Source organism: Prosthecobacter debontii (assembly GCF_900167535.1).
Lineage (GTDB): Bacteria > Verrucomicrobiota > Verrucomicrobiia > Verrucomicrobiales > Verrucomicrobiaceae > Prosthecobacter > Prosthecobacter debontii.
Genome location: NZ_FUYE01000003.1, coordinates 378,780 through 404,804, shown reverse-complemented (window position 1 = coordinate 404,804; position 26,025 = coordinate 378,780). Strand labels below are relative to the sequence as shown.

The following is a 26,025-nucleotide window of genomic DNA, read 5'->3' as shown; positions in this document are numbered from 1 at the left end:
CATCAGCCTTTGGTGATGAATTCGTCGAGGTTGAACAAGGCGCGGGCGGTCAGAGCCCAAGCGGCTGCGGCAGCGGTGCCCTCAGGTTGCCCTGTGATCTCGGCCGCCTTGAGTTCGCCCGAGGTTAGACGCTCGCGTTGTTGTGTGAGGAAAGCCTGGGTGAGTTGTAACTCATCGGGGCTGGGCTGGCGGGAGAGGACGAGCAAATAAAGCTGACGAATCGTCGAGGTATCGTCGCGATGAAGGTCTGCCAGCCTTCGTCCCAGCGCTTGGGCTCCTTCCGTGAAGATAACATCATTCAGGGTGGTCAAGGCCTGCAGGGCGGAATTGGATGTCTCGCGTTTGACCAGGCAGGATTCACCCGTGGGTGCATCGAAGGTGGTATAGAGGGCAAACGGAGCGGTGCGCTTGCTGAATGTATAAAGGCTGCGGCGGTAACGATCTGTCCCCGTGCTTGGAGTCCATTTGAATTTGCCGTAGGCGACTTCGGTGACGCTATCCGGCTGCGGGGGGTAAACACTGGGGCCGCCTAACTTGGGATTTAACAAACCCGAGGCTTGAAGCATGGCGTCACGAATGATCTCAGCTTCCAAGCGAACCCTGGGGAAGTGGGACAGAAGGATGTTTTCGGGATCTTTTCCAATCGCTTCTGCGGGCTGCTCGGAGGCTTGTTTGTAGGTGGCACTGGTGACGATCAAACGATGCAGCTTTTTCATCGACCAGCCTTGCTGGATAAAGTTAACCGCGAGCCAATCGAGCAATTCGGGATGCGAGGGGAGGGCACCTTGATAACCGAAGTCATCCACGGTTTTCACCAAACCACGCCCGAAAAAGGTCGCCCATTGGCGATTGACGATCACACGGGGTGTCAGTGGATTTTCGGGGGAAACCAGCCATCGGGCGAACTCCAAACGAGTCTTGGGTTTGTCTTTGGGAAAAGGGTGCAGGATGGAAAGGGTGACGGGTTCCACCGGCTCCTTGGGCTGGGTGAACTCGCCACGATGGTGACGGTGGGTTGCTCGTGGTTGATCCGCGGGGCGCTCACGCATCACGAGGGTGATGGGTGAAGCTGGCGCTTTGCGCAGCTGCAGAATGGTTTTGGAGGCTTGGGCCAGCTCTGGAGCGGTTAACAAGAAGTGTTCCCACAGGGGTTGCTCTTCCGCTTGTGTGAGGCTGGTTTTTTGTAGCAGTGCTTGAAGTTTATCTTCGAGGTCCACCGCTGCGGCCGAGGCCTGTTCTGTGCCGGAGATGCGAAAGTGCCCGAGCGAGCAAGCATAGTGACGCCCAAAGAGCATTTGGATCTGGATTTCCGCTCCAGCGGGGACGGGTTCTTTCAAGACAAAGACCGCTTCATGCCGTTCGCCATAACGCCCAGCGCAGCTCCATCCCGTTTGGGGGTCACCGTCCACAGCCTGGATGGCATTGGCGGGATTTTTGCCGAAGTTGTTTTTGGCATAGCTTTCTGTCGCCGAAGCGATCTTCACCGGTTGGCCATTGGCGGTGACTTTGAATTCTCCCATGAAGAAATCTCCTTTCGGACCTTCATAGTAGCAGAGGCCGGGGCCGTGTGCAGGAAGGCTGTCGTGCGGGAGAGCTTCCAAGCGAATCGCTCGAATGGGATGAGGGGCGGGGGCAAAGGTGAGGTCGTAAGTATCGGACTTGGAGATGTCACCCGAACCTAGCACGGAGTTGTCGGTTTGAATGGTCAGCAGCGGGAGGTTGGTCTTGGCCTGAGTCGGCTTGAGAGGGTGCCATTTCACCGCGCGTTCCTTTTCTTGAGCGAGCCATTGCTTGAAAGCGGTGCGTGCATTGTGCTCCGCTGTCGCGTTGGGCCACTTGTCGGGCAGGGCTTTGAGTAGAGCGGAGGCTTTTTGCAGGTTCGCCGCATGTTCGGTCTCGGCAGTAGGGTCGGGGAGGTCCAGATCAGGTTCATCCGCATTGTTGAGAAAGGCCATGACGCCGTAGTATTCCGTGTGCGTGATGGGATCGAACTTGTGCGTGTGGCACTGCACGCACTGAAGGGTGAGCCCCAGCCATGTGGCACCTGTCGTGGCCACACGATCGGTCATGGCGTGGAAACGAAATTCCAGGGGGTCAATGCCACCCTCTTCGTTCAACATGGTGTTACGGTGAAATCCAGTCGCGATGCACTGGTCGAGAGTGGCCTGAGGTAGCATGTCTCCCGCAAGCTGCTCGATGGTAAATTCATCGAATGGCATGTCCGCATTGAGGGCCTTGATGACCCAGTCTCGATAGGGCCAGATGCTGCGCTCCCGATCTTTTTCGTAGCCGTTGGTATCGGCATAACGAGCGAGATCCAGCCAGCGTCTAGCCCAACGCTCCCCATAAGCAGGTGTGGCGAGGAGGCGATCCACGATTTGCTCGTAAGCCTTAGCGGGATCTGGGGCTTGGCTGAAGGCCAGGATCTCCTCAGGGCTGGGGGGCAAACCGGTCAAATCGAGATAAACACGACGAATCAGCGTCTCGGGGGATGCAGTGGTGGAGAGAGCGAGGCCATTCTCCTTCAGCTTCTGCTGAATAAAGTGATCCACCGGATGTTCGCCAGGAGGAACCGGAGCGGCTTCGGGTTTCTTGAACGCCCAGTGCGGTGTGTATTCGGCCCCTTCAGCCACCCAGCGTTCGAGGATGTCTTTTTGAGCGTCGGTGAGAGGTTTTTTAGCCTCGGGAGGAGGCATGATGTCCGTCTCGTCTGAAGTCGTGATGCGGTGGATGACTTCACTCGCATCCACTTTGCCTGGGACGATGGCCAGTTCACCCGACTTCCCTGCTTTCAGGGCGTCTTCACGGATGTCGAGGCGCAGCTTGCCTTTCCTCCCCTGTTCATCGGGACCATGGCAATGGTAACAGTGGTTAGATAGGATGGGCCGGACATCACGCTGAAAGTCGAGCGATGCGGCGGAGAGCGTCGCAGGCAGGGCAAGGGCAAAGAAGGCTGGCAGACGAAACATGAGGGTAGCTCATGATAACGTCTTTGAAGCCAGCATCCTACTCAGAACGCAGGATCATCCATGTCTTGAGGATTACTCCTCGCCACTGAGAATGATGCTACCGACGGCCAGTCGAGTATTATCGCCGGTAGTGATCTCGCCGCTCACCTGGACGAGGCCGGGCATGACACCATCCAGCTTGGAATGGATCGTCAGGGTCTCACCTGGAGGAATGCTGCCCAGAATCTTGAACTGACGCACGGCTGTCAGTCGGACGTTTTTGAGCGGCTTGTCGCCTCGATCGCTCTGGGCCAAGACGCCTCCGAGCTGGGCTAAAGACTCGATCATGATGACGCCGGGAAGCAGAGGATTACCCGGGAAATGACCAGCCAGAAAAGCCTCGCTACCCTTGAGGGTCCAGCGGGCTGTGGCAGAAACTCCCGGTTCCAGTGTAACCATTTCATCTAGAAAGCGAAACTCTGGTCCGTGAGGGAGTGAGGAAAGAGCTTGGACAAGCGTGTCTGGCTGCAACATAATCGGCGCCCTCATAACCCATGCTTACGGATTGTGCCAATCTTGAAACATCAACTTCACTGACACGGTGACGGAGTCCCTGCCTGATCCCCGCCTTTCCTTTTAACTGCATGTTGGACCGCTTCCGCCTGATCATCGCTTGGATTGCGTGTCTGGTCTATTGGCTCGCTGGGGGCACAGCTTTTTTAGGCCTATGCCTGATTCTGCCGCTACTCTCGCTGAAAGATCGGGGTCGGGTAATTGGACAAGCGGCGTTGAGGGTGGCCTTTCGTGGTTTTTTGCGACTGCTGGGCCTCTTCGGCATTGTCGAATACGAGTTTGTCGGGTTCGACAGATTACGTGCGCAATCAGGTGGCATGATCGTAGCTCCCAATCACCCGGCTTTGTGGGATGCGGTGTTTGTCCTGTCAGAAGTTGACCAAATGGCCTGCGTGTTGAAAGCCTCCTTAATGTGCAATCCAATTTTGTTTGGCGGAGCAACAGCCGCCGGGTTCATTCCAAACGAACCTGCTCATAGAATGCTGCGCCAATGCATTGAAACCCTGAAAAGTGGAAGCCGCCTATTATTTTTCCCTGAAGGCACCCGCACGCGTCCAGAGAATGGCGTGCTCAATCCCATTCAAGGGGGCCTAGCAATTGTGGCCAAAAATGCCGGAGTGCCGGTCTGGCCTGTGTTTGTGAAGACCAACAGCCGATATCTGAGCAAGGGCTGGCCACTCTGGCAGCTACCCACCGAAAAAGTCCGCCTCCAGATGACGGTGGGGGAGCCCGTGACTTTTCCCCCTGGAGGTGATGCGCAGGAGTTCCTGGTGGAACTGCGCCAGCGATATCTCACGGCTCTGGAATCTCCCTCTGCGATCGCATGAAGATCCTGGTCTTGATTCCCAGCTACAATACAGGACGCATCCTGCCGCAGACGGTCCGGGACGTGCTGAAATATTGGCCCGATGTCTGGGTCGTGATGGATGGCAGCACCGACGGCAGTGAAGCTCTGCTGGAGCCGGTCAAACAGGAATACCCTGGCCTCAAAGTGATCGTCCTGGAAAAAAACTCCGGCAAAGGTTCGGCTGTGCTGCATGGCACACGGTTGGCTCAGCAGGCAGGCTATACCCATGTGCTCACGATGGATGCCGATGGCCAGCACCCCACGCATGACATCCCGCGATTTACGGCCCTCGCCGAAAAGCATCCCGAAGCGGTGATGATGGGGACCCCTGTTTTTGGCCCCGAGGCTCCCCAGCTCAGGGTGCAGGGGCGAAAAATTTCCAACATGTGGGCTAATCTGGAGACGCTGAATTGGGGTATCCCTGACACCTTGTTTGGTATGCGACTTTACCCAGTTATGGCTTTGTTGAAAGCTTTCCGAGGCACTCCCTGGGCGCGTCGGTTTGATTACGATACGGAAATTGCCGTGCGTCTGGCCTGGCATGGAGTGCCGATGCTGGCAGTACCAACAACGGTTCGTTATTTGACCAAAGAAGAAGGGGGTGTATCGCAGTTCCGTTATTTCCGGGACAACAGCGTGCTGACCTGGATGCATGCGCGGCTGCTCTTTGGGTTTGCTTGGCGCCTGCCTCTGCTGCTCATGCGTGTGGGTCGCGGGGGTAACCCTCTCCGAAACCTTTCTGCATGACGCCTACCCCGGCCCAACTCGAAAACATTGCTGCGCTGTGTGACCGGCGCTGGGATTTCTTTTACACTCGTTCCAAACTCGCCAGTGATCCGGTTTATCAGGCCGTGGTGCGGGAGATTGGCCAGAGCGGCTTGCCCGTCCTGGACATCGGTTGCGGCATTGGTTTGCTGGCGCATTACCTGCGAGCTTGTGGCCACGCGGCCGCCGTCACGGGTTTTGATTATGATCCCCGAAAAATCGAGAGCGCTCAGGCGATGGTGATCAAATCGGGCCAGCAGGGCATGCGCTTTTCCGCCGGTGATGCACGCACGGGCTTACCTGACTTCAGCGGAAATGTGGTCATCTTGGACATTCTCCAGTTTTTCACCCAGGATGAGCAAAATCGCCTTCTGGCGAATGCTGCGGCACGAGTGGCTCCTGGCGGGAAGCTGGTCATCCGCACCTGTCTGCGGGATGATTCCCGTCGTTTCAAGATCACCGTGGCGGGAGATTATCTGGCCAAGGTAACCTTCTGGATGAAAGCCGCGCCGATCTGTTATCCCGATGCCCAGCAGTTCCAAGAAGTCCTGACATCGGCGGGTTTGCAGGTCGAAATCAGCCCTCTTTGGGGGGGGACGCCCTTCAATAATCACCTGATTGTGGCACAACGGTAACAGGCGTGATTCAACGCCTGTCTCGACAACGTTGTCGATGTGGATTAGAAAACCCTCCCCATGTTGCCTAAATCCCGTCTTCAACCACTCCTTTGTGCCGCCATGATTTGGCTGGTTGGGGTCGTCGGAGCTTCTGCCCAGTGGCTCGTGTATGAACTGCGTTTCACGCCCGAGGAAGACTCTGTTAATTTCAGCTTCTACACGGGTGGGTATGTGGTGGTGCCTGCACAGGGTGGCCCAGCCTCCATCGTCCTGACCACGGAGGAAGGCGGGCGTTTTTATGCCGTGGCTGAGAGCAGTGGCAAGTATTTCGTCGCTGCGAATGCGAATGTTAAAAAAGCGGTCTTCGCTGCCGCTGCGCTGACGGGCAGCGGGCAGGCATTCTACACGGCTTCCGGGCACATGAATCGGTCCTTGCTTTTGAGTGGTCAGGACGGTTCGCGCTCATGGCGCGTGGCGGAAATTTTGAGCGGTCGCTTACTGGCGGCGGATGATGAATCCGCGACCGGGCCTGCGCCCGATGGCTCTTTAGGAGTGGTCGGTGGTGCTCTGATCTCGGGGGTATTGCGTGAAGATCTGACAGCCAATGCAAGTGCGGCCTTTTCCAATCAGAATGCGGTGACCGCGTATGTGATCGAGCTCTTGGAGAAATATGGCTATACGCCAGATACGGGGAGCCTTCCAGCTCCCGCCATTTCCTCTGCTGAAGCCGCTGTGATCGATGCCAGCTTGTTCCCTGTCGAACTTCAAGGCCAGGAACCCGTTAAACCCTGATGAAAAACATCCGCCAAGCCCTCGTCCAATGCATGGAGGTCTCCGGCGGCTCGGGCATTCCATTGCCTGTGGCCACGCCTAGCTCATCCGTCATCAATCAGCTTCTCGATATGGGAGCCCTTGATGAAGATGCTTTTCTCTCACAGCTCGCTGCACGCGTCGGCCTCGGGTATGTTAACATACCAGTCCCCGACAGTGCGGATGCGCCGGAGATGAAAAGGCTTCTGCCGCCACGCATTGCGCTGAAGCATCGGCTTCTGCCGCTTAAAATTGAGGAGGAGGAAGGCCAAGCCAAAAAATTGATCGTGGCCGCTTACGATCCCTTCGACCTGATCGGACGGCAAGCGGTGGCCCGCGAAGTCGATGCGCCCGTCCGCTGGCAGATCTCTTCTCGTAAACGTCTGCTCAATGCCATGCGCGACTTTTACGGCGTCGGCGCGGATACCTTTGAGGAGATCCTCAAAGGCCGTGATGTGGATGGTGCAGATCTCGAGCAGCGGGATGAGGCCAACATCATCGATGCGGATGACGAAGAAGCCTCGGTCGTGAAGTTTGTGAACACCGTGATTCGCGAGGCTCTGGAGCAGCATGCCACGGATATTCACGTGGAGCCGATGGAGGATAAACTGCGCATGCGCTACCGCATCGATGGTCGCTTGCGTGAGGTACCTGTGCCGGAAAACATCAAGCAGCTTCAGCAGTCCGTGATCGCTCGTTTGAAAGTCATGGCCAAGCTGGACATCGCGGAGCGCCGGCTGCCTCAGGACGGACGTATCAACCTCCAAGTCGGTGGCCAATCCATTGACGTGCGTGTTGCGACGATCCCAAGTGTGGAAGGGGAGAGCGTTTCTCTGCGTTTGTTAGGCCAGGAGAAATTCAATCTCGATCGCTTGCGCATGGAGACTGACCTGCGTGGTGAGATCGAAGTTTTGCTGAAAAAACCCAACGGCATCATCTTGGTGACCGGCCCCACGGGTTCCGGTAAGTCCACGACGCTCTACACCTTCCTAAGCCAGCTCAATACGGAGCATCGGCGTATTGTCACCATCGAGGATCCCGTCGAAAACAAGCTTCCTGGGGTGGTGCAGATTGCGGTGAGGCCTGAGATTGAACTGACGTTTGCCACTGGGCTACGCAGCATTCTCCGCGGTGACCCGAACGTGGTGATGGTGGGGGAAATGCGTGACCTTGAGACGGCGGAGATCGCCATCCGTGCCGCTCTGACAGGTCACTTGGTGTTCAGTACGCTTCACACCAACGATGCCATCGGTGGGATCATGCGTCTGGTGGACATGGGCGTGGAGCCGTTCTTGGTGGCCAGTTCAGTGCGGGCGTTTATTGCCCAACGCTTGGTGCGTCTTCTTTGCAACGAATGCAAGGAGCCCGAACCGGATGCAGAGATTAAGCTGCGGGAACTGAAATACACCGGTCCGATCCGCACCCAAGTGTATCGCGCCCGAGAGGGCGGCTGTGAAGCCTGCCGCCACACGGGCTACAGAGGACGTATGTCCATCTATGAACTCGTGCGTCTGACGCCTGCCATGGGCGAATTGGTGACGCATAAGGCCAGCAGTGCGCAGTTGATGCAGCAGGCTTACAAAGATGGGTATCGCCCGATGCGCGAGTATGGGGTGCGTAAGGTTTTGGCGGGTAACACCACTATTGAGGAAGTGATCAGCGTGACCGTGGCGGAGTCTGAGCAGTAAGCCGCAGAACTAGATTCAGGACAAAAAACAACCGGGTCAGAAGGACCCGGTTGATCGACTTGAATGAGGCTTGGTCTCTCAGTTTGAGATTACTGCAGGAGAGATCCTGGGGAATCCACAAAGAATTCCTTCAGTTCCTCATCAGGCACAGCGCCATTGCGGATGCCTTCCAGTCGGCGGCGGCTGCCACGGCTTGAACCTGGGCGATTGGCTGTGCGCTGGACGATATCACTGATCACAGGGGCGGCAACGACCGCGCTCGCGGCGAGAAGGCTCAGAGAGACGATATTGGCAGTGCTACGTCCCATGCCTCGGCCAAAAAGGATGCCGAGGGCGCAACCCGCTGCGGCAGGCGCAATGAGAGTGGCGTAATTTTCGTAGCGGCTTTCGGCAACAGTTTCAGCAGGCATAGCAAGGTAAACATAGCACTGCCTATCAGATTCTCCAAAGTGGAATTTGCTCACTCGCGCGATTGCTTCATGTTGGGACCACATGAGTCAGCATACACCCTCTCGATATGCCCTTATTCTTGCTGGAGGAAGCGGTCAGCGCTTTTGGCCCATCAGCCGGGATGCATTACCCAAGCAGCTACTGAAGCTTTTCGGTGACAAAACCCTCCTCGAAATGACGGTGGAGCGCCTGAATGGCGTCGTCCCCAAGGAAAACATCCTCATTTTGACCAACAAGCAGCAGGAAGCGGCGGTGCGTGCCCTCCTGCCGGAGCTGCCTTCTGAAAATATCATCGCAGAACCGGAAAAGCGAGATACTGCCCCGGCGATTGCCTTGGGGGTCGGCTGGGTCGTGGCGCGTGATCCAAGCGCTACGATGATGGTTCTCCCTGCTGATCACCTCATCCAAAATGTGCCGGAATTTCAGAAGGTGCTTTTGAATTCAGCCAAGGCCGCCGAGTCTGCCAGCAGCCTAGTGACGGTCGGGATCAAGCCCACCTGGCCCTGCCCAAGCTACGGCTATGTGGAGCGCGGTAAGCGCGCATCCATTCTCGGAGTCAGTGATGTGGCGGTTTTCGAGGTGGCTCGTTTCCGGGAGAAGCCAAACCCCGATTTGGCGGAGCACTTCATTTCTCAAGGTAACTTCACCTGGAACGCAGGGATGTTTATCTGGACCATCCCGGCGATTTTCAGCGAACTCAGCCGTCATTGTCCGGCATTGGCCGACTTTGTTTCTGAATTGCGCGGATCGAAGGATTTCAATGCGACGGTCGCACGTCAGTTTGCCAAGCTGCCTAAGCTGTCGATTGACTACGCCCTGATGGAGCGTGCCTCACGCGTGCTGAATGTGGAGGCGACCTTTGACTGGGATGACGTGGGGAACTGGACCTCGGTCGGCCGCTATCTGAAGGGGGATGCCGATGACAACCACTTCAACTGCGCCCTCTCACAGCTCGATGCCTCGGGTAACCTGGTCTTTTCGCAAACCGGCCAGCATGTAGCTCTTCTGGGTGTGCAGGATTTGATCGTGGTTTCCGCAGGAGACGCCTTGCTGGTCGCCAGTCGATCGCATGCGGAGAACATCAAGAAGCTGGCGGATCAGCTGCCCAAAGAACTGCGCTAAGTACCTCCAGTGATCTCGTCCTGCCGCAAGCTGCGGTGAGGTCTTTTCCAGCCATGCGTTACGCTTTTTTCGATCTCGACCACACCTTGCTGCCCTTCGACACGCAGACTTTGTTTTGCAACTTCGTGCTGCATCGTCATCCCTGGCGGATTCTTCTGCACGCATGGTTTGTGCCTTACGCATTGGGACGTGCCATGGGCGTTGTCAGCACCGGTACGGCGAAACGCGCTTTCCTATCCTACCTGTGGGGAATGAAGCGGGCGCATCTCCGCAGGCTGGCGCGGGATTTCGCCCATGACTGTGTGGACACCTGGATCTATCCAGAACTGCGGGCGGAAATCTTGCGCCATAAGCATCAGGGGCGGAAGTTGGTCCTCAATACGGCCAGCCCTGATTTTTATGCGGAAGAAATCGCCGATGTGTTGGGATTCGATCACTGTGTCTCCACGAAGTTTCATATCGGGAGCGACGTGCCTCTGCGTCCAGAATTGATCGGGCCTAACAATAAGCGTGAAGCTAAAATTGTGGCAATGAAGGCGTCCATTCCGGGCGTCGCGGCCCTGAGTGATGAGCAGCGCTTCCACTGCTGGGCCTACAGTGACAGTGCGGCGGATATTCCTTTGCTGGAATTTTGTGGGAATCGTCTTCTGGTCCATCCCAGTGGTGCTTTGCAGAAACATTTCCCAGAGCACGATGTCACGATTCTAACTCCCCGCCGCCCCTACTGGGGCAAACTGGGAGATATGTTCTCAGCCTTTCGTCAGATTTTCGGATTGCATCGGGAGCGTGGTCCCGGTTAAGCGGCTGAGTAAGCTACTTTTCTTACTTCCTCACATAGAGAAGTAATCGGTCATGCACGAGGAGGGCGATGTCCAAGCGACCGTCCCCATTGAGATCTACGGCCGTGTAGTCGTGGGGTTCATTGGTGAGGCCCGTCTTGCCGCGGTATTGAGGATCGGTTTCGAACACGCGGAAATACAAGCTGCTCACCCATTCAGGAGGGGAGGCACTTTCAGCACGAAACAATTCGAGCACACGGCTTTTGCCTGAATCCACGAGGATCAAATCATCTGTAGGGCCTTGGGTGAACGACGCTACGAGGAGGTCTGTGGCTGTCGTGTCTTTCAATTCACTATCGAAAGTGGTCAGTGTTTCCAGCTTCAGAGTGTGGCCCGTGAGCGGGTTGATTTCAAAACTCGTCTTACCGATCATCAAAATTGCTTCGCCGTCCTGAGTCGAGATGAGGTGGCATTCCTCGGGAGTGAGGCTGGAGAGAGCGTGGGTGTGGCCTGAGCGATACACTCCATCGTCGCCAGGCGTCATTTCGTAGAGGTGCCCGTTGGTGGCATCCACGAGGAGCACCTTGGCTTTACCGCTTTTCTCAGGCTTCAGAATTACCTTGGTGATCTGGGCTCCGGCCTCTGGGGCGTTGAATTGCTCGACGGCGACAGCTTTGCCATCAGAGCCAATCCGTAGGGCACGCGCCAATTGATCCTTGGCCACAATGATCTCCGCTTTGCCATCTCCGTCTACGTCGGCGGTCGTCATGGCTAGGGGGGACAGCTTGTTCAAGAGGTTGTCTGGCAGTCCTTCTGCGCGCTTGAAAGGGGCTTTTGCATCCTTTTGGCTGAGCAGGATCTGCATGGAGGCAATGCCTGAGAAGATGGCCAGATCTCCCTTTCCATCTTGATTGGCATCGATGACCCGGAGGGCGTTTGGACGGGTTGGGCTGCTGGGGAGTTCTTGTGTGGAGTTTTGGAATTTTTTGTCCTTGTCAGACCACCGAAGGCTGAGCAGCGAGATCTTACTCTTTGATTCGGTCAGAGCCAGCACTGCGGTTTCGGAGCTCTCGCCAATCTTGCCTGCTTGTAGAGCCAGTAGGGTGTCGGTAGCCTGATGAATGACTTCTGGATAGGTGAGACGATCTTTTTGCCAGCGAGCCAGGCCGATGCTTTTTTCAGCCGGGCTAAGGATGATCAGTTCAGCTTGACCATCCGCATCGACATCGGCGAGGGTTAATCCCTCAATGCCACTTAAAGCGGGGAACTCACGCCCTTCGGCGAAACTGCCCCCTGGAAGCCCTGCGAAGAACCAGAGCCGGGCGTTTTTGGGTTCGGCTAAGACCACATCGGAGAGCTTATCTCCATTGAGATCCCCATACACCGTGGCCCCGCCCTTGCTGTCCGCAGAAGGCATGGCATGCCGAATGGTGGCCGCACGATCTGAATCCGGTTCGGCGATGCCTTGAGCTAACTTAGCGACTTCGGCCATGTTGGTGTCTTGTCGCAGCCAAGCGAGTCCCGTCTGATCACCGAGTTTGATGGGATGCACCCAGCAGCGGCTGGCGGGCATTTCCAGCCGCCATTCTTCACCAAAACCAACTCCACCTTTCTGAAGCCTAACAAGAAGGGCGTCAGCGTCTGCTGCGGTGTAAAAAAGATCCTTTTTGCCATCGCCATCCAGATCGGCCGCTCTCAGGCCTCCGCAGCCGCTTTGACCCAGCACATAGGTTTTAGGGTCACTCCAAGAGTCGGGGCTTTTTTGGAGCCAGACCATGAGTCGGGTGGAGGTGAGCAGAGCAAGGTCGTCTCGCTTGTCGCCATCGAGATCCACAGCCAGGAGAACATCAGGATCTTCACTGGTGGAGTCCAGAGGGAACTCTTTCTTTTGGCTCCAATCTCCAGGCTTACCCTGTGTCCGCAGGACGAGTTTATCCTCGTCGGTCGTATAAGCGATGTCAGGGCGGCCATCACCATTCCAATCTCCCACGGTCAAAGACCACGTGCTATGGCCGATGACCAGAGGCTGCTTCTCCAAGCGTGAGATTTCCAGAATAGGATTCCAACGATCGGTGCGCGACGTTCGCTCGGGCTCTCCGAGCTTGAGCCCCTCCTTTCGTTGCAGAAGGAATTCTATGCGCGCACGGTCTTGATTTAGCAGCACGAGATCTTGCAATCCATCGCCATTGAAATCCCCGGCACGCGGGCATGAGGTATTCCAGTCCAGCTTGATCACTTCAGGTCCATCGAAATAAAGGCCGGAAGAGTCTGCTCCCTCTAAGGAAAGCAGAGGCAGGGCTGCGAGGAGAGCAAGACGGCTGCGCATGAAAACAAGAGGTTACGCGTTACTGAGCTTCCACTGGTGTGGTCACCGTGCGGTAATGAATGGCGTCTGCGGGATTGTAGATGCCACTGGAGCTGGTGCCGAAGTAGCGCTCCCACATGGTGTCAGAAGGCACGGCTGCGGGATCAAACCAGGTCTCGGCTGTGTTACCCGCATCTTGGAGACCTCCGGTGATATCGGGACCTTTGCTCTTTTTGCCCTTCGTCTTTTTCTTGCTGCTCTTGGCGGCTTGGTTCTGCACCAGGGTCATGGCATCCGTCAGCACCTTCATGACTTTACCGCCATCGGAAATGCCTGCGCCGGAATAACCAGCGGGCAGACGTGCCAAGAGATCTTGGGCGCGGTCATTGTCCCAGATGCTCGGGCCCGAAGGCTCTTTCATGCGGGCGAGGACCTTCTTCAGCAAGGCTTGGGGCCCGGTGCTGAAAAGGAGGTAGTCATCCGTCAGACAGAAGGCCATCTCAGCAGCGTCAGGCTGGGCATTCATGGCTTTGATCTGATTGATTTTATAACCGAGAAATTCGGACTCTTCGAAAGCGGCAAATCCGGCACCGACAAAACGCTGAATACCGTCTAAAGCGCCTCCGAGACGGGGGTGATCTTTCACTTTGAAGGCCAGTACCTGGCTTTGTTTCTCTAACGAGCCATCGGTGATTTCGATGTATTCGTCGTCCAAGCTTGCGAAGAAATCATCCCGCAGCTTGACGCCAAGCTGAGCTTCGATACCGCCGAGCTGCATGGTGGCCATGGCTGCCATAGGCCCCAGCTTGTTGATCATGGTCATGAGCTTATCCCAAAGATCGACCATGCTATAGCGTGTGACACTGCCGCTCAGGACGTCGGCAGGGATGAAGGCGGGCAAGATGACCTCGCTATTGGTGCCACGCAGCAGGCTTACGAAGCCTGTGGGTTTGGCAGGATGCAGCAGGGCAAAGTCCATGCGAGATTGGCTATCGGTGAAGTCCACCGTCAGCGCGAGGGCCTGAATCTCATTCGCACCCAGCGCATCAATAATGGCATCAGGAGCAATGGGCATCGATTGAGCACTGTTTTGCGCGGCGGCATTGGCTGCGGCGACTCCCCACTGGACGAGAGTCTCGCCATTGATGTAAATCAGGAGATCGGTATGCCCTTCGGTGAGCTGGGCGATCCGGCCCATGTGATCGGCCACGACAGCGGAGCTTTCGCCAGCACCACTTTTCAGGGCAGTGATGAAATAGGTCATGTCTTCCAGCGACGATCCCTCCACCAAGGTGCCATCGACAAAGGCATATCCGTCTTCCCAGCCTTCATCAGCATCGTCAGAGTTCGAAAGGATGTGAACCGTGATGCCCTCGACTTCGACCGTGCGTTGCTTCAGGCTCTCATCTTTTTTGATGGCGAGTTCGATTTCTCGCGCCTTCATGTCTTCCAGAGCTTTTTCCTGGCCAGCGGCATCACTGAGGCCACAGATGGGCGGTTCGTCTCCCGAGAAGTCCTCGGGGCTATCACCACGAAAAACGGCGATGCTGGCACCTGGATAGTGTTTCAAGCTGTCGTAAAGTCCTTCGCCATGGCTTTCTTTGAAGGTTTTGTCCCAGGGCGTCTCGCCTTCTTTAATCATGGGGGCCGTCCATTTCTTGAACTCCTCATCGGCCATGAGTTTGGTAAAGCTGCTTTTTTCCCAGTCTGCGAGCAGTTCAGGTGTGTTTTTGATGGCGATGACGCCAACGGTGTTTTTGGGGAGGATCTTGAACCATTCATCAAGCTTCTCGGCGTGCGCGGTCAAACTGCCTGTTAGGCAGAGCGCCGTGAGTAAAGAAAAGAAAGTGGGGCGTTTCATGGTTGTGTGGAAGTGGGGGTGGAGACAGGATTTTCAGTCGGAGCCGGAGGGCTGAGGTAGCGAAACCCGCTGTTGGGATTGCGAGGATCGAATGCAAATGCATCCCGGTTTTTGAGGAAGAGTTTCAAAAGATTCGAAGGAATGGAGAAACCGAGCCCTTCCACTCCGACACCGGCGAGCTTCATGTTGTTCACGCCAATGACTTCTCCACGTGCATTGAACAACGGGCCTCCGGAGTTACCGGGATTGATTTGTGTGGTGCTCTGGATGGACCAAGCTCCACGAGTTTCTCTCGCACGCACACTGACGATGCCTTGGGAGACGGAGCGTTCCAGTCCTAGCGGGCTGCCGATGGCAAAGACAGCTTGGCCTTGCGTCAGTAAATCCGAATCGCCAATCGGCACATAGGGCAGGGACTCCACAGCGGAGTCGTCGATCTGGAGGATGGCCAGATCCAGAAAGCCATTCATGGCGATGATCTTGATCTTGGGGAAGACCTGTTTTTCCAAGCCACCCGCTTTTTTGCGATACACCACGACGGAGATTTCACGCTCGCCGGAGATCACGTGTTGATTGGTCACCACATGACCTAGCTTGTTCACAATGAAGCCCGATCCGAGACCTGATGCGGTCTGGATTTGCACGACAGCTTCTCCCACGCGCAGGACGTTTTTATCCACGGGTAGAGCTTCGCGTCCAGGCTCGATGTAGTACATGTCTTCTTCCATGGCGACAGGACTGCCTTGCTTCGGCTGCTGATCCTGCGTCTTATCCAGGCTGGCGATCTCCGTGCGTGGCACATTCAGCACGGTGAATCCGAGGTCCAGCATCACCACATCATCTCTCTCGCGAAGCAATTCACCTTGCACCTGAGCCCCGTTTTTGAGCATGAGGTTGATTGACTCCGCTTGAGTGGGAAGAACCCCACCTGCCACGCCTAAAATCAGCGCACTATAAATGCCCCTGGTCCGTTGATTAATCACGGAGGGGGAGACTATCCAGGCTGCTTCAAGTTACGAGAATTTTATGCGGTAAATGCAGATTATTTCGTGGCAAGGATTCTGAGAGCAGCCGGGAAAGAGAACAGTTTAGCCGAAGACAGCTTCTTCGATCTTCTTTTGCAGCAGATCCAGATCTTCACGATTCGTGAGCTTACGCCCGTTGGAGTCTTGGACATAGATGGAGTCGATGGCGACTCCTTTCTCGGTGCCGATCCGTGCGTGGGTGACGTTCAAACTCAGCTTGCCGATGGAGATGAACACATCATAAAGAAGCCCAAGTCGGTCCACGACTTGAAGTTCAATGATGGTTTGATCAGGAGAGAGATCGTTGTTGATGTGCACCCGCTGTGGGATCTCCGCCATGACTTCATCATAGCCCGGCATCGCTTTCCGGGATTGCGCAATCGCTGGACCGAAGTCGAACTTCTGCGCGAGGAACGCTTGGCGAACGGAGGCTTCCACCCGCTGGCGTCCGGTTTTGCTCGTCACGGCGGCGAAGTTGGTATTGCAGACTCGGAAGATATCCAGCACCACGTTATCCCCACGTTGGTAAAGGTCGGCACTGAGAACGTTAATGCTCTCTGCGGAGAGTGCGCCTGAGATTCTGGCCAGGAGCAGATGGCGGTCCCAGCAGGTCACTGTCAGCTCGCTGTAGCCCTGCTCCACATGATCTGTCCAGGTCATGACTGGGAGCAACCCCGCCTCGGCTTCTTCCTCCATGAGTTGGGTAAAGAATAGACGGAATTGCCGGATGTGCATGGCAATCTGCGTGGGCTCGCGGAAGTTGAAATAACTCCGGGGCATGTGCTGGAAGTGGGCGCTGATTTCCAGATCGTATTCCGCGCCCAGTTCTTTGGTCACGGCGGCACGTACTTCATCCAGCGGCACGGCGGCTCGGCGCATGAAGTCGGACGGCGCGTCGAGATACTGAAGGGTGTTGTGGTAAAGCTGCCGGATGGAAGCCTCTTTATAGCCCGACCAACTGGCTTCACTGGTGCCCTTGGAATCGGAGTAGGTCATCACCAGCAGGGTATCCAGATACTCCTTCGTCCGCACGATGCTGGCAAACTCACCGATGACCTTAGGATCATCGAGGTTGGTCGTGGTCGCTGTGCGATACATCAACAAGTGGTTATCCACCAGGAAGAGCAGGAGCTTACGTCGCTCGCCCTTGATCTGGAGGCGACGGCAGACGGCGTCTGCCAGCAGGGTGCTGACGGCATCATGAGCCTTGGTGTTGGCAGCGCGGCCTGCATCGTGGAGCAGCAAGGCCAAATAGAGCATCTCCGGCTGGTGCAGATCGTGGAAGAGCTTCTGATAGAGTCCCAGGCCGGGTTTGGGCGGGCCACTCAGTTCATCCAGTTTATCAAGTGTGCGCAGTGTGTGCTCATCCGCAGTGTAGCGATGAAAAAACTCATGTTGTACCAAGCAGGTTAGGGCACCAAACTCAGGCATGTAACGGCCTAAGAAACCGACGCGATGCATCTGCCTCATGACGCGGGCCACATCGCCTTTGCGAGAAAGAATGGCCTCAAAAGTCTCGCGCACACTCTTGTTATACCGGTAGCTGACATTGACCATTCGGAAACTCTCCTGCATGAGCTGGAAGAGTTCCGGACTCAGCCGCAGATGCCGCTGCTGAGTGTGCTGAAAGGCGCGCATCAGCCGTGTTGGGTCGTCTTTGAAGATCGTGCTATCCTCAGCAAACAACCGATCATTTTTAGCGATGAAACCGTCGAACTTTTCGGGGCGGTTCAAGGCTACTTTTCGCCGCACCATGAAGCTCAAAAGCCCTTTGCGTGTGCTTTCGTCTTCCAGGGCCTGGAGATGGAAGCGATCCATCACCTCACTGCTGCGCTGGAGGACGTTTCGTGTGGCCATGTAGTAGTCACGCATGAAGGCCTCGATGCGGCGAAGAATCCGTTTGTGACGATAACCGAGGTTCGTGGCCACGAAGCCCTGAAGCCGTAAGGTCAGGATATCTGTCGCCCGCTTCTCGGTGTAGTGCATTTCATTGCGTGTGCGCAAAATGAAGTCATACGCCTGCTCGATTTCTTTCCACCCGGCAGGGCTGAGAAGGCCTTTTTTCACCAAGTCCTGTGGATTGAGGGTGCCTAGCTTGGCATAGGTCATCCAGATCAGGTTTTGGTAATCTCGCAGGCCGCCGCAACCGTTTTTGACATTCGGCTCCTGCACGCAGTTCGTGCCTCCGTATTTGCCATGACGGTTGGCGAGGTCTTCCTGCCGCAGCTTGAGGAATTCAGCTTCTCGACCCGCCATGCATTCTTGATCGAAGCGTTGGCGAAACTCTTGAATGGCCTCTTCCTCACCGCACAAGTAACGCGCCTCCATGAGCGCGGTTTTGGTCTCCATGCTTTCATTGGCCAGCTTCAGGCAATCTCCCACACTGCGTGTGCCATGCCCGACCTTGAGTTTCATATCATATAGAAACAGAAGGTAGTCTCCGATCAGCTTGGCCAGCTCAGGGGAGACGTTGGAGCTATTGCCAGGAATCATGAACGTGAGGTCCACATCGCTGCCTGGACTCATCACCCGGCGCCCGTAGCCGCCGTGGGCCACGACACTGACGTGAATTTTACGGCGGATCTCGGGGGTCAGAGAGGCCATGCTTTCCTCCCAGATGAGACGCACTAGGTAGTCCATCACGTCAGACCGCATTCGGCAGATTTCCATGCCGCCCGCTCCTGCACGGTGCCGCTGCTTGATACGCTGCTCTTTGAGCTTTAAGAAGCGTTTACACAGCTTCAGCGTCTCAGTGCGGCCACGCGGCAGGGTGACATCTTTGCCAAAAACTTTTTGTCCGGCAGCTTCCAGACGGCGTTGATACTCAGCCTCGGTCATGGGATGCCAGGATCAAAAAGTCAGCAATGCATGCACAGGGCCTGTTTCGGCCAGTTTTTCACGTCCGTTGAGAAACGCCAACTCAATGAAAAAGACGGAGCCCAGGAGATCGGCTCCCGATTCCTGAATGAGCTGGAGAGCAGCACCTGCGGTGCCTCCCGTCGCTAAGAGGTCATCCGCCAGAACCACCTTTTCTCTCGGGGCCAGAGCGTCCACATGCATCTCCACGCTGTTTTTCCCATACTCCAGGCTGTAATCCACCCCACGTGTCTGCCAAGGCAGTTTCCCCTTTTTGCGCACCGGGATGAACCCTGCCCCGAGGCGCTGAGCGATGAGAGCTCCGAAAATGAAACCACGGGCGTCGATGCCCACAACCTTGTCCACCTTTTGGCCTGCAAAAGCCTCGGTCATGCCTTCAATCGCCTCATTGAGCAGTTCCGGATCAGCCAAAACGGGGGTGATGTCCTTAAAGAGGATGCCAGGCTGCGGAAAGTCTGGCACATCGCGAATGGTTGACCGGAGGCGTTCGAGGGATTCGGGAGACATGGCCCGCCAGTGTGCGGGACACCAGAGCAGATGCAAGGGGGAAGGTTAGCGGTTTGATCCAGGCACAACAGGTAGGAGGCACAAGTTTTTGGTATCGAAATGCCTTTGAGTAACCCGAGCGGGCAATGGGAGTAATCTTTGCTGACATCTAGGAAGTCAGGTCAATCGAAGGCGTGACAGTCTGAGTTGTTCAGGCTATAGGTTTTTCTCTGCTCACATGAGGCGCACCTTTACACCTCTGCTCGTGCTTCTGTTTCTACTGCTGGTGGCAACGGTGGTGTTCCTTTGGCAGACCGACGCGCCAATCAAGGAGAGTTCTTCAAAGGTGGCTTTTCCAGAGCACTCTCCCCACGATCCAAAGCGGTCTGTTGTAGGAGTGAACTCACAGGCTGAGAAGAGCCGTTCTCAGACTGCTCGAACCCCAACTTTTACGGCTGACCCTGCGCACTACAAGCGCGCCTACATGCTCTCGCTGGACGGCAATCGATTGAGCATGGAAAGCGTTCAAGATATCGAGGGTGACTTCGCCGCAAGAAGACGCCAACCGGAGGAGTGGAGTGGTATGCTGCGTTGCCGTTTGATGGATGCGGATGGCCAGACGCTTGCAGAGGAAATCATTGCTGCCCCAGATCAGCTTTGCACGGTTTTGGACTCACACGACGGACCATCGAAGCCTGTAAAACTGGCCATTCCTGGCCCGGTCATTTTTCAGGTGCGGATGCCAAGAGTCGTCGGCGCGCATCAACTCGAAGTCTTTCGCATTCAAGGTCCTGGTAATTTGGCCCACGATCAATGGTTAGGAAACATTTCGCTGAACGAATAATGAGGTCTATCATCTTAACATTAGCGGTCCTGGTGACTTCCCTGCAGGCCCTTCAGGCACAGGTGGCGACACTGCATGCTGTGGGTAGCACAGGTCCGCGCAGTCAAAGACTGAACATGGTCTTTTTATCGGAAGGGTTCACTCAAGCCGAGTTGAACAACGGTAAATTTGCGGACAGCGTGGATGCGGTCGTTGATTATCTTTTTTCCAAGGAACCCTGGAATCGCTATCGATCTTATTTCAATATCTTCCGAATTGAAATTGCTTCCAATGAATCCGGAACGGACAACCCCTACGCGGTTCCAGCTTACAGTCGGGATACTTATTTTGGTTCAGGATTCCATCCCGTGATTGATCGATTGCTGGTGATATCCTCTCAGGGCAGCAGCCGGGCCAATACGCTTTTAGCGACTCATGTACCAGAGTACGATATTCCAATCGTTTTGGTCAATGATGAGACTTACGGTGGCTCCGGCGGACCGATAGCGGTGGCTTCCCTGCACTCACTTTCAGCCCAATTGGTGGAGCATGAAGTCGGACATTCCTTTGCCAAACTCGCTGATGAATATGACTTTGATACCCCAGGCTACCCAGCCATTGAGTATCCGAACGCGACAGCTAAGACTCAGCGATCCCAAATCCGATGGAAAGATTGGATTGAGCCGGAAACAAGTCTGCCCACCCCTGAAGGACCGGATTTTGAATTTTCCGAAGTTGTGGGTTTGTTTGAAGGCGCCAACTATCGCTCACGTGGTTGGTATCGGCCGCATGACAATGCTCTGATGAAGTGGTTAGGATTGCCTCCTGGGGCAGTGACTCGTGAGGCATTCGTCCTGAACTTTTACAATCGTGTTTCTCCCTTGGAGGGGCACTCACCCCAGGGCTTGACGTTGTCCGTCACTGAGCGCACGCCATTGTCGTTTTCGGTCACCGTCAAAGTGCCCTCAGAAGGGCCTCCCTTGGATGTCATTTGGAAGATTGATGGTTATCCTGTGGGGAGTGGGCTAACATTCAATATCGCAAGTCAAAACGTTGGGTTTGATGGTAAGCATACCATTATCGCTGAAGTGAAGGACCCTACCCCCTGGGTGAGGCGTGATCCCACAGGGTTGCTCACTGAAAAAGTCACTTGGAATGTGACTCTAGATAATCAGGAGGTGGACCCTGCTATCAACGACACTCCTGATTCCTTGTTGGTTGAAGTAGGGGAGGAAATCAATCTGGTCATGGACGCTACCGGACCCGTTCCTGGGCAGGTGGGCTTTCAATGGTCTAAGAACGGCAAGCCCATCGCGAATGCCAAATCGAGTGTGCTTAATATTCCAGCGGCGAAGCTGAGCGACGGCGGAGCTTATGCGGTGCAAGTGACGGGGGGGGATTACAAGGCTACTTTTTCAGCAGACGTTGTGGTAGTCGATGGACAAACTCAAAATGTGATCTGTGGCGAAGGCAAAGCCGTGACATTGACCGCCAATGTCGTGGGCTCGGTAACCGGGTATCAATGGTTCTTCGGTGATGATGAAATTGAGCCAGGAACGGAAGGGTTCTCGGGCATGAACACCGCCAAGCTGGCGATCTCGACACCAACGGTGGGAGTTCACGAGGGGCTGTATAGCATTCGTCTCACAACCCCAGCGGGAACGGAGACTTATGACACTCACCGTGTGAGTGTTTTCAACAAACCTCCAGTCTGGGATGAAGACACTCTTTTACCCGAGGGCAGAGTCGGAGCCGTCTATGGCCTGGACGGCTTGGGTTATCAGGTGAAAACTCAAGCTTTACTGGGGAGACCTGTGGCTAGCTTCAGCGCCAGCGGTTTACCTCCAGGACTCAAAATAGATTCCAAAACGGGAATCATCAGTGGACGTCCGACGGCTCATAAAGCGGCTAAGAATGGGGATGTCATTGCCTATCTCGTGACACTCACGGCTGTGAATGGAATAGGTAAAGTGAGCATCACCCGCAACCTGTTGGTGCAACCTCTCCCTGCGGGCACGGTAGGGTCGTTTGTGGCGGTCGTGGATCGAAGTGGAGTTGAAGGACTCAATAAGGGGTTAGGAGGGCGCGTGGATCTCGTGACCTCGGCCAATGGTGCATTCAGTGGCAAGCTCGTTCTAGGAACAACCTCATCGAGCTTTAAAGGCATTTTAAACTCTTCGATGGGGTCATCCACTCTTCAAGGAACCGCCATCATAGCTCGGTCTGGAAAACCGGCGCCCCCACCGCTGGAGCTGAGTTTTTCGATTCAAGGTGGCACTCAGCAGATCGAAGGTATCCTTATCGATTCAGAGGATGAGCAGAACTTCACCGGCTGGCGAAATCCCTGGAGTAAGACCAACAAAGCCGATGCCTGGAAGGGATATTATACCTTCCATTTGAATACTCTGACTCCCCCGGTCGATGGGCTCGAAGGGAAAGGTTTTGGATCGTTCACCGTGGGTGCCGATGGTAAAGTGAAACTGTCTGGACGCACAGCGGACGGAGAGACTTTTACCAGCGCCTGCCATGTGGGCTCTGGGGGAGAGTTGATGATCTATTCGTTGCAGAAAGGTAAACCGCAAGGGTCCGTCGTCGGGCGGTTTTCAATCAATGATCATGAGGACCTCATTGATGCCAACAACACGATAGTAGGCGATGAAGATTTGTTGAGTTGGTGGAAACCTGCGAGCACGGATTCCAAAGCTCGCGTCTATGCCTCGGGTCTCGGCATTGTTCCACTGGGTATCACGGGATCGCGTTATAATGACCCGTCTTTGACGGATCCGTCGTGGGTGGTGTTTAATATACCGGCTGCGACGAGCGATGCGGCCAATGCGGCCATCACTTTTTGGGGAGCGAGCCTCAATGCAGCGGCTTTTTCACCAAACGCTGATGTGATCATTCAAGCCAAGAGCAAGGCCACGGTGGTTCCTGATTCTCCCGAAACAAAATTGACCTTATCCATCAATCCGAAGCTCGGGACCCTGACGGGAAAATTCAGTCTGCTGGATGATGAGCTTCTACGTAGCGTGACGTATCAGGGTATCATCACCAACAACGGTGGCAGCATGTCTGGAGAGGGATTCTTCCTGTTACCCGATCTTCCGATTCCGTTTGTGACGGCTTCCAAGAACAGCCCCATTCAGTCGGGTTTGGTTAGGTTGATCCCATAGTGGAAACCCAATCAGAGAAACGGGGAATAAAATTGTAATGTGTTCTCCGAGTTGCTCTGCTTAAATCCGGGCTTATTCCGCCATGAATGAGCTTATCCAAGAAGCCCTGGCTTTACCTAATCTCCCGCTGACTTTATTGTTGGGAGTCATCTTAGCGTACTGGTTACTCGTGTTGATCGGCGGGCTGGATCTGGATGTTTTTGATATTGGTGGAGACGTGGATGTGGGGGCTGATGTCTCCGATGTCTCGTCGCATCCTTCGGGGGCCGCATTGGGTGGCCTTGTTTTCAATGCAGGGCGTCTTTTGGGGATCTCTCAGGTGCCGCTGGCGATTTGGGCGAGTTTCTTCGTGTTGTTTATCTGGGCGGGGGCATTGATCTTGAATTATCGCTTCAATGGCGAAGCTGGAGATCGGGACCTGACGCGGGCGGCTTTTCTTCTGCTACCTAATCTTGTAGGTAGCGTCGTCCTGACTCGGCTTGCGACATGGCCAGTGGCTAAAATTTTCGGGGCTTTTTCTCAAGTGAGTGATGAGTCCTCGCAGATTGAAGGTCGCCTAGGGGTCGTGTTGACCACGGAACTGACCGACACCTTTGGTCAGGTCCAAGTGGACCCGTCTCACGGAGCTCCTGCGCTTGTCATGGCGCGGTTGACTAAGCCCGGTCCTGCGCTTGGCAAAGGGGACCGAGTTCGGGTCATCAAGGCCTCTCCTGATCGCAGCCTTTATTTTGTTGAACCTCAACCTCCTGAAACCCATCCATGAATGCAATACCGCCTCCTCTGATCGCTGCGTTTGGCTTTGAATTTGGTCTTGTGACTGTCATCCTTCTTGGCTCACTGATTTTTGGCGTCGCACTATTGACGCTCTTCGCTCGTTTCTTCCACAAGGTGCAACAAGGGCAGGCCATTGTGCGAAACGGGAAAGGAGATACTCAGGTGTCTTTCAACGGTATGTTTGTCATTCCGATCATGCACCATGTCGAGTTCATGGACATTTCCGTGAAGAGGATTGAGATCGAGCGTCGCGCCACCGAGGGCTTGATCTGTAAAGACAACATCCGTGCCGATATCAAGGTCGCTTTCTTTGTGCGTATCAATAGTAACAAAGAGGATGTCAAGCGTGTGGCTCAGTCCATCGGTTGCCAACGGGCTTCGTCCTCAGATACCATGCGTTCTCTCTTTGACGCGAAGTTCTCTGAGGGTCTGAAAACTGTGGGTAAGCGGTTTGATTTCGTGCAGCTTTACAATGAGCGGGATCACTTCAAAACCGAGATCCTCAAGGTCATTGGCACCGACTTAAATGGTTATACTCTGGACGATTGTGCCATTGACTTCCTGGAGCAGACCCAATTGGCTAACCTGGACCCGGATAACATTCTAGACGCGGAAGGGATCAAAAAGATCACGGAGCTGACGGCTGCCCAGGCCAAGCTGGCCAACAGCATTCAGCGCGATAAAGAAAAGGTCATCAAACAACAGGACGTCCAGGCTCGTGAGGCGATCCTGGAACTTGAGCGGCAACTCGCTGAAACCGAAGCGAAGCAGAAGCGTGACGTGGAAAGTGTAAAGGCGCGTGAGGAAGCAGAGACGCTGAAAATTCAGTCTGAAGAGCGCCTGAAATCTGAGCGCGCCAAAATTGCTACGGATGAAGAAATTGCCGTCGCGACTGAGAATAAAGAGCGTCAGGTGCTCGTGGCTCAGCGTAATAAAGAACGCACGGATGCGGTGGAAGTGGAGCGTGTCACTCGTGATCGTGATCTCGAGGTGATTGAGCGTGAGCGCATCACCACCCTGAAGTCGATCGAGAAGGATAAAGCGGTCGAAGTGGAGAAGAAGAACATCCAGGAGGTCATCAAAGACCGCGTCGCTCTGGAGAAAACCGTGGTCGTTGAACAGCAGAAGATCAAAGACACCGAGGCCTTTGCGACGGCGGATCGTGAGAAGCAGGTGGCGCTGACCTTGGCGGAAAAAGCCGCTCAGGAGCAGCTCATTCAGAAGATCAAAGAAGCCGAAGCGGCCAAAGAAGCTGCTCGCCTTAACGCTGAGCAGGAAGCCTTCACCGCTGTCAAAGCTGCGGATGCAGCGAAAGAGGCGGCTCAACTCCGGGCTCAGGAAATGCTGACGCTGGCTGAGGCTAAACAAGAATCTGCTACGCGTGAGGCCACGGCGGAAAAAGCCTTGGCCGAGGCTAAGGCGGCTCAGGCCGCCGCAGAGGGCTTGGGTGAGGCTCAAGTCTTGCTCGCAAAAGCCGAAGCTTCTCAGAAACAAGGGATGGTGGACGCGGAGGTGACCCAGCTGAAACTGGCTGCGGAAGCGGATGGCATCACCAAGAAAGCCGAAGCCATGAAGCTGCTGGAAGACGCGGGCCGTGCTCACGAAGAGTTCAAGCTGACGCTGGATAAACAGAAAGCGGTCGAGCTGGCTCAGATCAACATTCAGAAAGACATCGCTACCCAGCAGGCGGTCGTGCTTGGCGAGGCCATGAAGTCGGCCAAGATCGAAATTGTCGGAGGCGAAAGCCAGTTCTTCGATAAGATCACCAATGCCATCGGCACTGCACGTGCGGTGGACCGAATGGTGGAGGGAAGCCGCACGCTGACAGACGTGAAGGAGACGTTCTTCAATGGTGATCCTGAGTATTTCAAAGCGCAGCTGAAATCAATGGTGGATCAGTTTGGCCTAACGGCTGAGGATACGAAAAATCTGACTCTGAGTGCTCTCTTTGCGAAGCTCATCGGTTTGAATCCCGATTCCTCGACGCTGAACAAGCTGACCGGGTTCATCGGTGCGGCCAACCGTTTCGGGCTGGCGGAAGAACCCGTGAGTCACCTTTTGTCGGCTAAACGCAAGGCCTGACCCGATTTGTCATCCTCGCT

The 26,025-nt window shown here is 55.3% G+C and carries 19 protein-coding genes; 11 read left to right on the top strand and 8 right to left on the bottom strand.

What is annotated here, in order from left to right; genetic code table 11:
• Window positions 1-2: 2 nt before the first annotated feature.
• The gene (locus B5D61_RS06440; RefSeq protein WP_078812495.1) at window positions 3-2,969 is read right to left on the bottom strand and encodes a PSD1 and planctomycete cytochrome C domain-containing protein; all 2,967 of its coding nucleotides are present in this window, start codon (window positions 2,967-2,969) and stop codon (window positions 3-5) included.
• A 72-nt stretch (window positions 2,970-3,041) separates the two neighbouring features.
• The gene (locus tag B5D61_RS06435; protein WP_078812494.1) at window positions 3,042-3,482 is read right to left on the bottom strand and encodes a 3-hydroxyacyl-ACP dehydratase FabZ family protein; all 441 of its coding nucleotides are present in this window, start codon (window positions 3,480-3,482) and stop codon (window positions 3,042-3,044) included.
• Between the two features lie 110 nt (window positions 3,483-3,592).
• On the opposite strand from B5D61_RS06435, the gene B5D61_RS06430 reads away from it, so the two are divergent.
• The 5 genes from B5D61_RS06430 to B5D61_RS06410 all read left to right on the top strand — a co-directional run bounded on the left by B5D61_RS06430 (window position 3,593) and on the right by B5D61_RS06410 (window position 8,248).
• Window positions 3,593-4,348, top strand: coding sequence for a lysophospholipid acyltransferase family protein (locus B5D61_RS06430; protein WP_078812493.1), 756 nt, complete (start codon window positions 3,593-3,595; stop codon window positions 4,346-4,348).
• On the top strand, window positions 4,345-5,115 hold the full coding sequence (locus tag B5D61_RS06425) for a glycosyltransferase family 2 protein (protein WP_078812492.1): 771 nt from the start codon (window positions 4,345-4,347) through the stop codon (window positions 5,113-5,115). The genes B5D61_RS06430 and B5D61_RS06425 overlap by 4 nt, the downstream gene beginning before the upstream one ends.
• Window positions 5,112-5,768, top strand: a complete 657-nt coding sequence (locus tag B5D61_RS06420) for a class I SAM-dependent methyltransferase (RefSeq protein WP_078812491.1) — start codon at window positions 5,112-5,114, stop codon at window positions 5,766-5,768. Before B5D61_RS06425 ends, B5D61_RS06420 begins: the two co-directional genes overlap by 4 nt.
• A 102-nt stretch (window positions 5,769-5,870) precedes the next feature.
• Window positions 5,871-6,542 (top strand): hypothetical protein, encoded by a 672-nt coding sequence (locus tag B5D61_RS06415; protein ID WP_078812490.1) that lies wholly within the window; start codon window positions 5,871-5,873, stop codon window positions 6,540-6,542.
• The gene (locus B5D61_RS06410; RefSeq protein ID WP_078812489.1) at window positions 6,542-8,248 is read left to right on the top strand and encodes a GspE/PulE family protein; all 1,707 of its coding nucleotides are present in this window, start codon (window positions 6,542-6,544) and stop codon (window positions 8,246-8,248) included. Before B5D61_RS06415 ends, B5D61_RS06410 begins: the two co-directional genes overlap by 1 nt.
• An 89-nt stretch (window positions 8,249-8,337) precedes the next feature.
• On the opposite strand, the gene B5D61_RS06405 is transcribed toward B5D61_RS06410, so the two are convergent.
• Entirely contained in the window at window positions 8,338-8,658 is a 321-nt protein-coding gene (locus B5D61_RS06405; protein ID WP_078812488.1) for a hypothetical protein, read from the bottom strand.
• An 82-nt stretch (window positions 8,659-8,740) separates the two neighbouring features.
• Here B5D61_RS06405 and B5D61_RS06400 point away from each other — a divergent pair, with 82 nt between their 5' ends.
• Window positions 8,741-9,820: a mannose-1-phosphate guanylyltransferase gene (locus tag B5D61_RS06400; protein ID WP_078812487.1), complete on the top strand. Its 1,080-nt coding sequence runs from the start codon at window positions 8,741-8,743 to the stop codon at window positions 9,818-9,820.
• Window positions 9,821-9,873: 53 nt separating this feature from the next.
• The gene (locus tag B5D61_RS06395; RefSeq protein ID WP_078812486.1) at window positions 9,874-10,620 is read left to right on the top strand and encodes an HAD family hydrolase; all 747 of its coding nucleotides are present in this window, start codon (window positions 9,874-9,876) and stop codon (window positions 10,618-10,620) included.
• A 22-nt stretch (window positions 10,621-10,642) separates the two neighbouring features.
• On the opposite strand, the gene B5D61_RS06390 is transcribed toward B5D61_RS06395, so the two are convergent.
• From B5D61_RS06390 to B5D61_RS06370, 5 genes are all read right to left on the bottom strand, one after another.
• Window positions 10,643-12,925: an FG-GAP repeat domain-containing protein gene (locus tag B5D61_RS06390; protein ID WP_078812485.1), complete on the bottom strand. Its 2,283-nt coding sequence runs from the start codon at window positions 12,923-12,925 to the stop codon at window positions 10,643-10,645.
• Window positions 12,926-12,944: 19 nt separating this feature from the next.
• Window positions 12,945-14,765, bottom strand: a complete 1,821-nt coding sequence (locus tag B5D61_RS06385) for a hypothetical protein (protein ID WP_078812484.1) — start codon at window positions 14,763-14,765, stop codon at window positions 12,945-12,947.
• Window positions 14,762-15,655, bottom strand: a complete 894-nt coding sequence (locus B5D61_RS06380) for a S1C family serine protease (protein ID WP_245846482.1) — start codon at window positions 15,653-15,655, stop codon at window positions 14,762-14,764. The genes B5D61_RS06385 and B5D61_RS06380 overlap by 4 nt, the downstream gene beginning before the upstream one ends.
• Window positions 15,656-15,853: 198 nt before the next feature.
• Window positions 15,854-18,628, bottom strand: a complete 2,775-nt coding sequence (glnD, locus tag B5D61_RS06375; protein ID WP_078812483.1) for a [protein-PII] uridylyltransferase — start codon at window positions 18,626-18,628, stop codon at window positions 15,854-15,856.
• A gap of 12 nt (window positions 18,629-18,640) precedes the next feature.
• Window positions 18,641-19,174: an adenine phosphoribosyltransferase gene (locus B5D61_RS06370; protein ID WP_078812482.1), complete on the bottom strand. Its 534-nt coding sequence runs from the start codon at window positions 19,172-19,174 to the stop codon at window positions 18,641-18,643.
• Window positions 19,175-19,439: 265 nt separating this feature from the next.
• Here B5D61_RS06370 and B5D61_RS06365 point away from each other — a divergent pair, with 265 nt between their 5' ends.
• The 4 genes from B5D61_RS06365 to B5D61_RS06350 all read left to right on the top strand — a co-directional run bounded on the left by B5D61_RS06365 (window position 19,440) and on the right by B5D61_RS06350 (window position 26,005).
• Complete coding sequence (locus tag B5D61_RS06365) at window positions 19,440-19,997, top strand: hypothetical protein (protein ID WP_176159258.1); 558 nt, start codon at window positions 19,440-19,442, stop codon at window positions 19,995-19,997.
• A gap of 32 nt (window positions 19,998-20,029) precedes the next feature.
• Window positions 20,030-23,149 carry a M64 family metallopeptidase gene (locus B5D61_RS06360; RefSeq protein ID WP_176159257.1) on the top strand — a complete coding sequence of 1,040 codons (3,120 nt, stop codon included), beginning with the start codon at window positions 20,030-20,032 and terminating at the stop codon, window positions 23,147-23,149.
• An 82-nt stretch (window positions 23,150-23,231) separates the two neighbouring features.
• A complete protein-coding gene (locus B5D61_RS06355; protein WP_078812479.1) occupies window positions 23,232-23,912 on the top strand; it encodes a hypothetical protein in 681 nt (226 codons plus the stop codon).
• Complete coding sequence (locus tag B5D61_RS06350) at window positions 23,909-26,005, top strand: flotillin family protein (RefSeq protein ID WP_078812478.1); 2,097 nt, start codon at window positions 23,909-23,911, stop codon at window positions 26,003-26,005. Before B5D61_RS06355 ends, B5D61_RS06350 begins: the two co-directional genes overlap by 4 nt.
• Window positions 26,006-26,025: the final 20 nt, after the last annotated feature.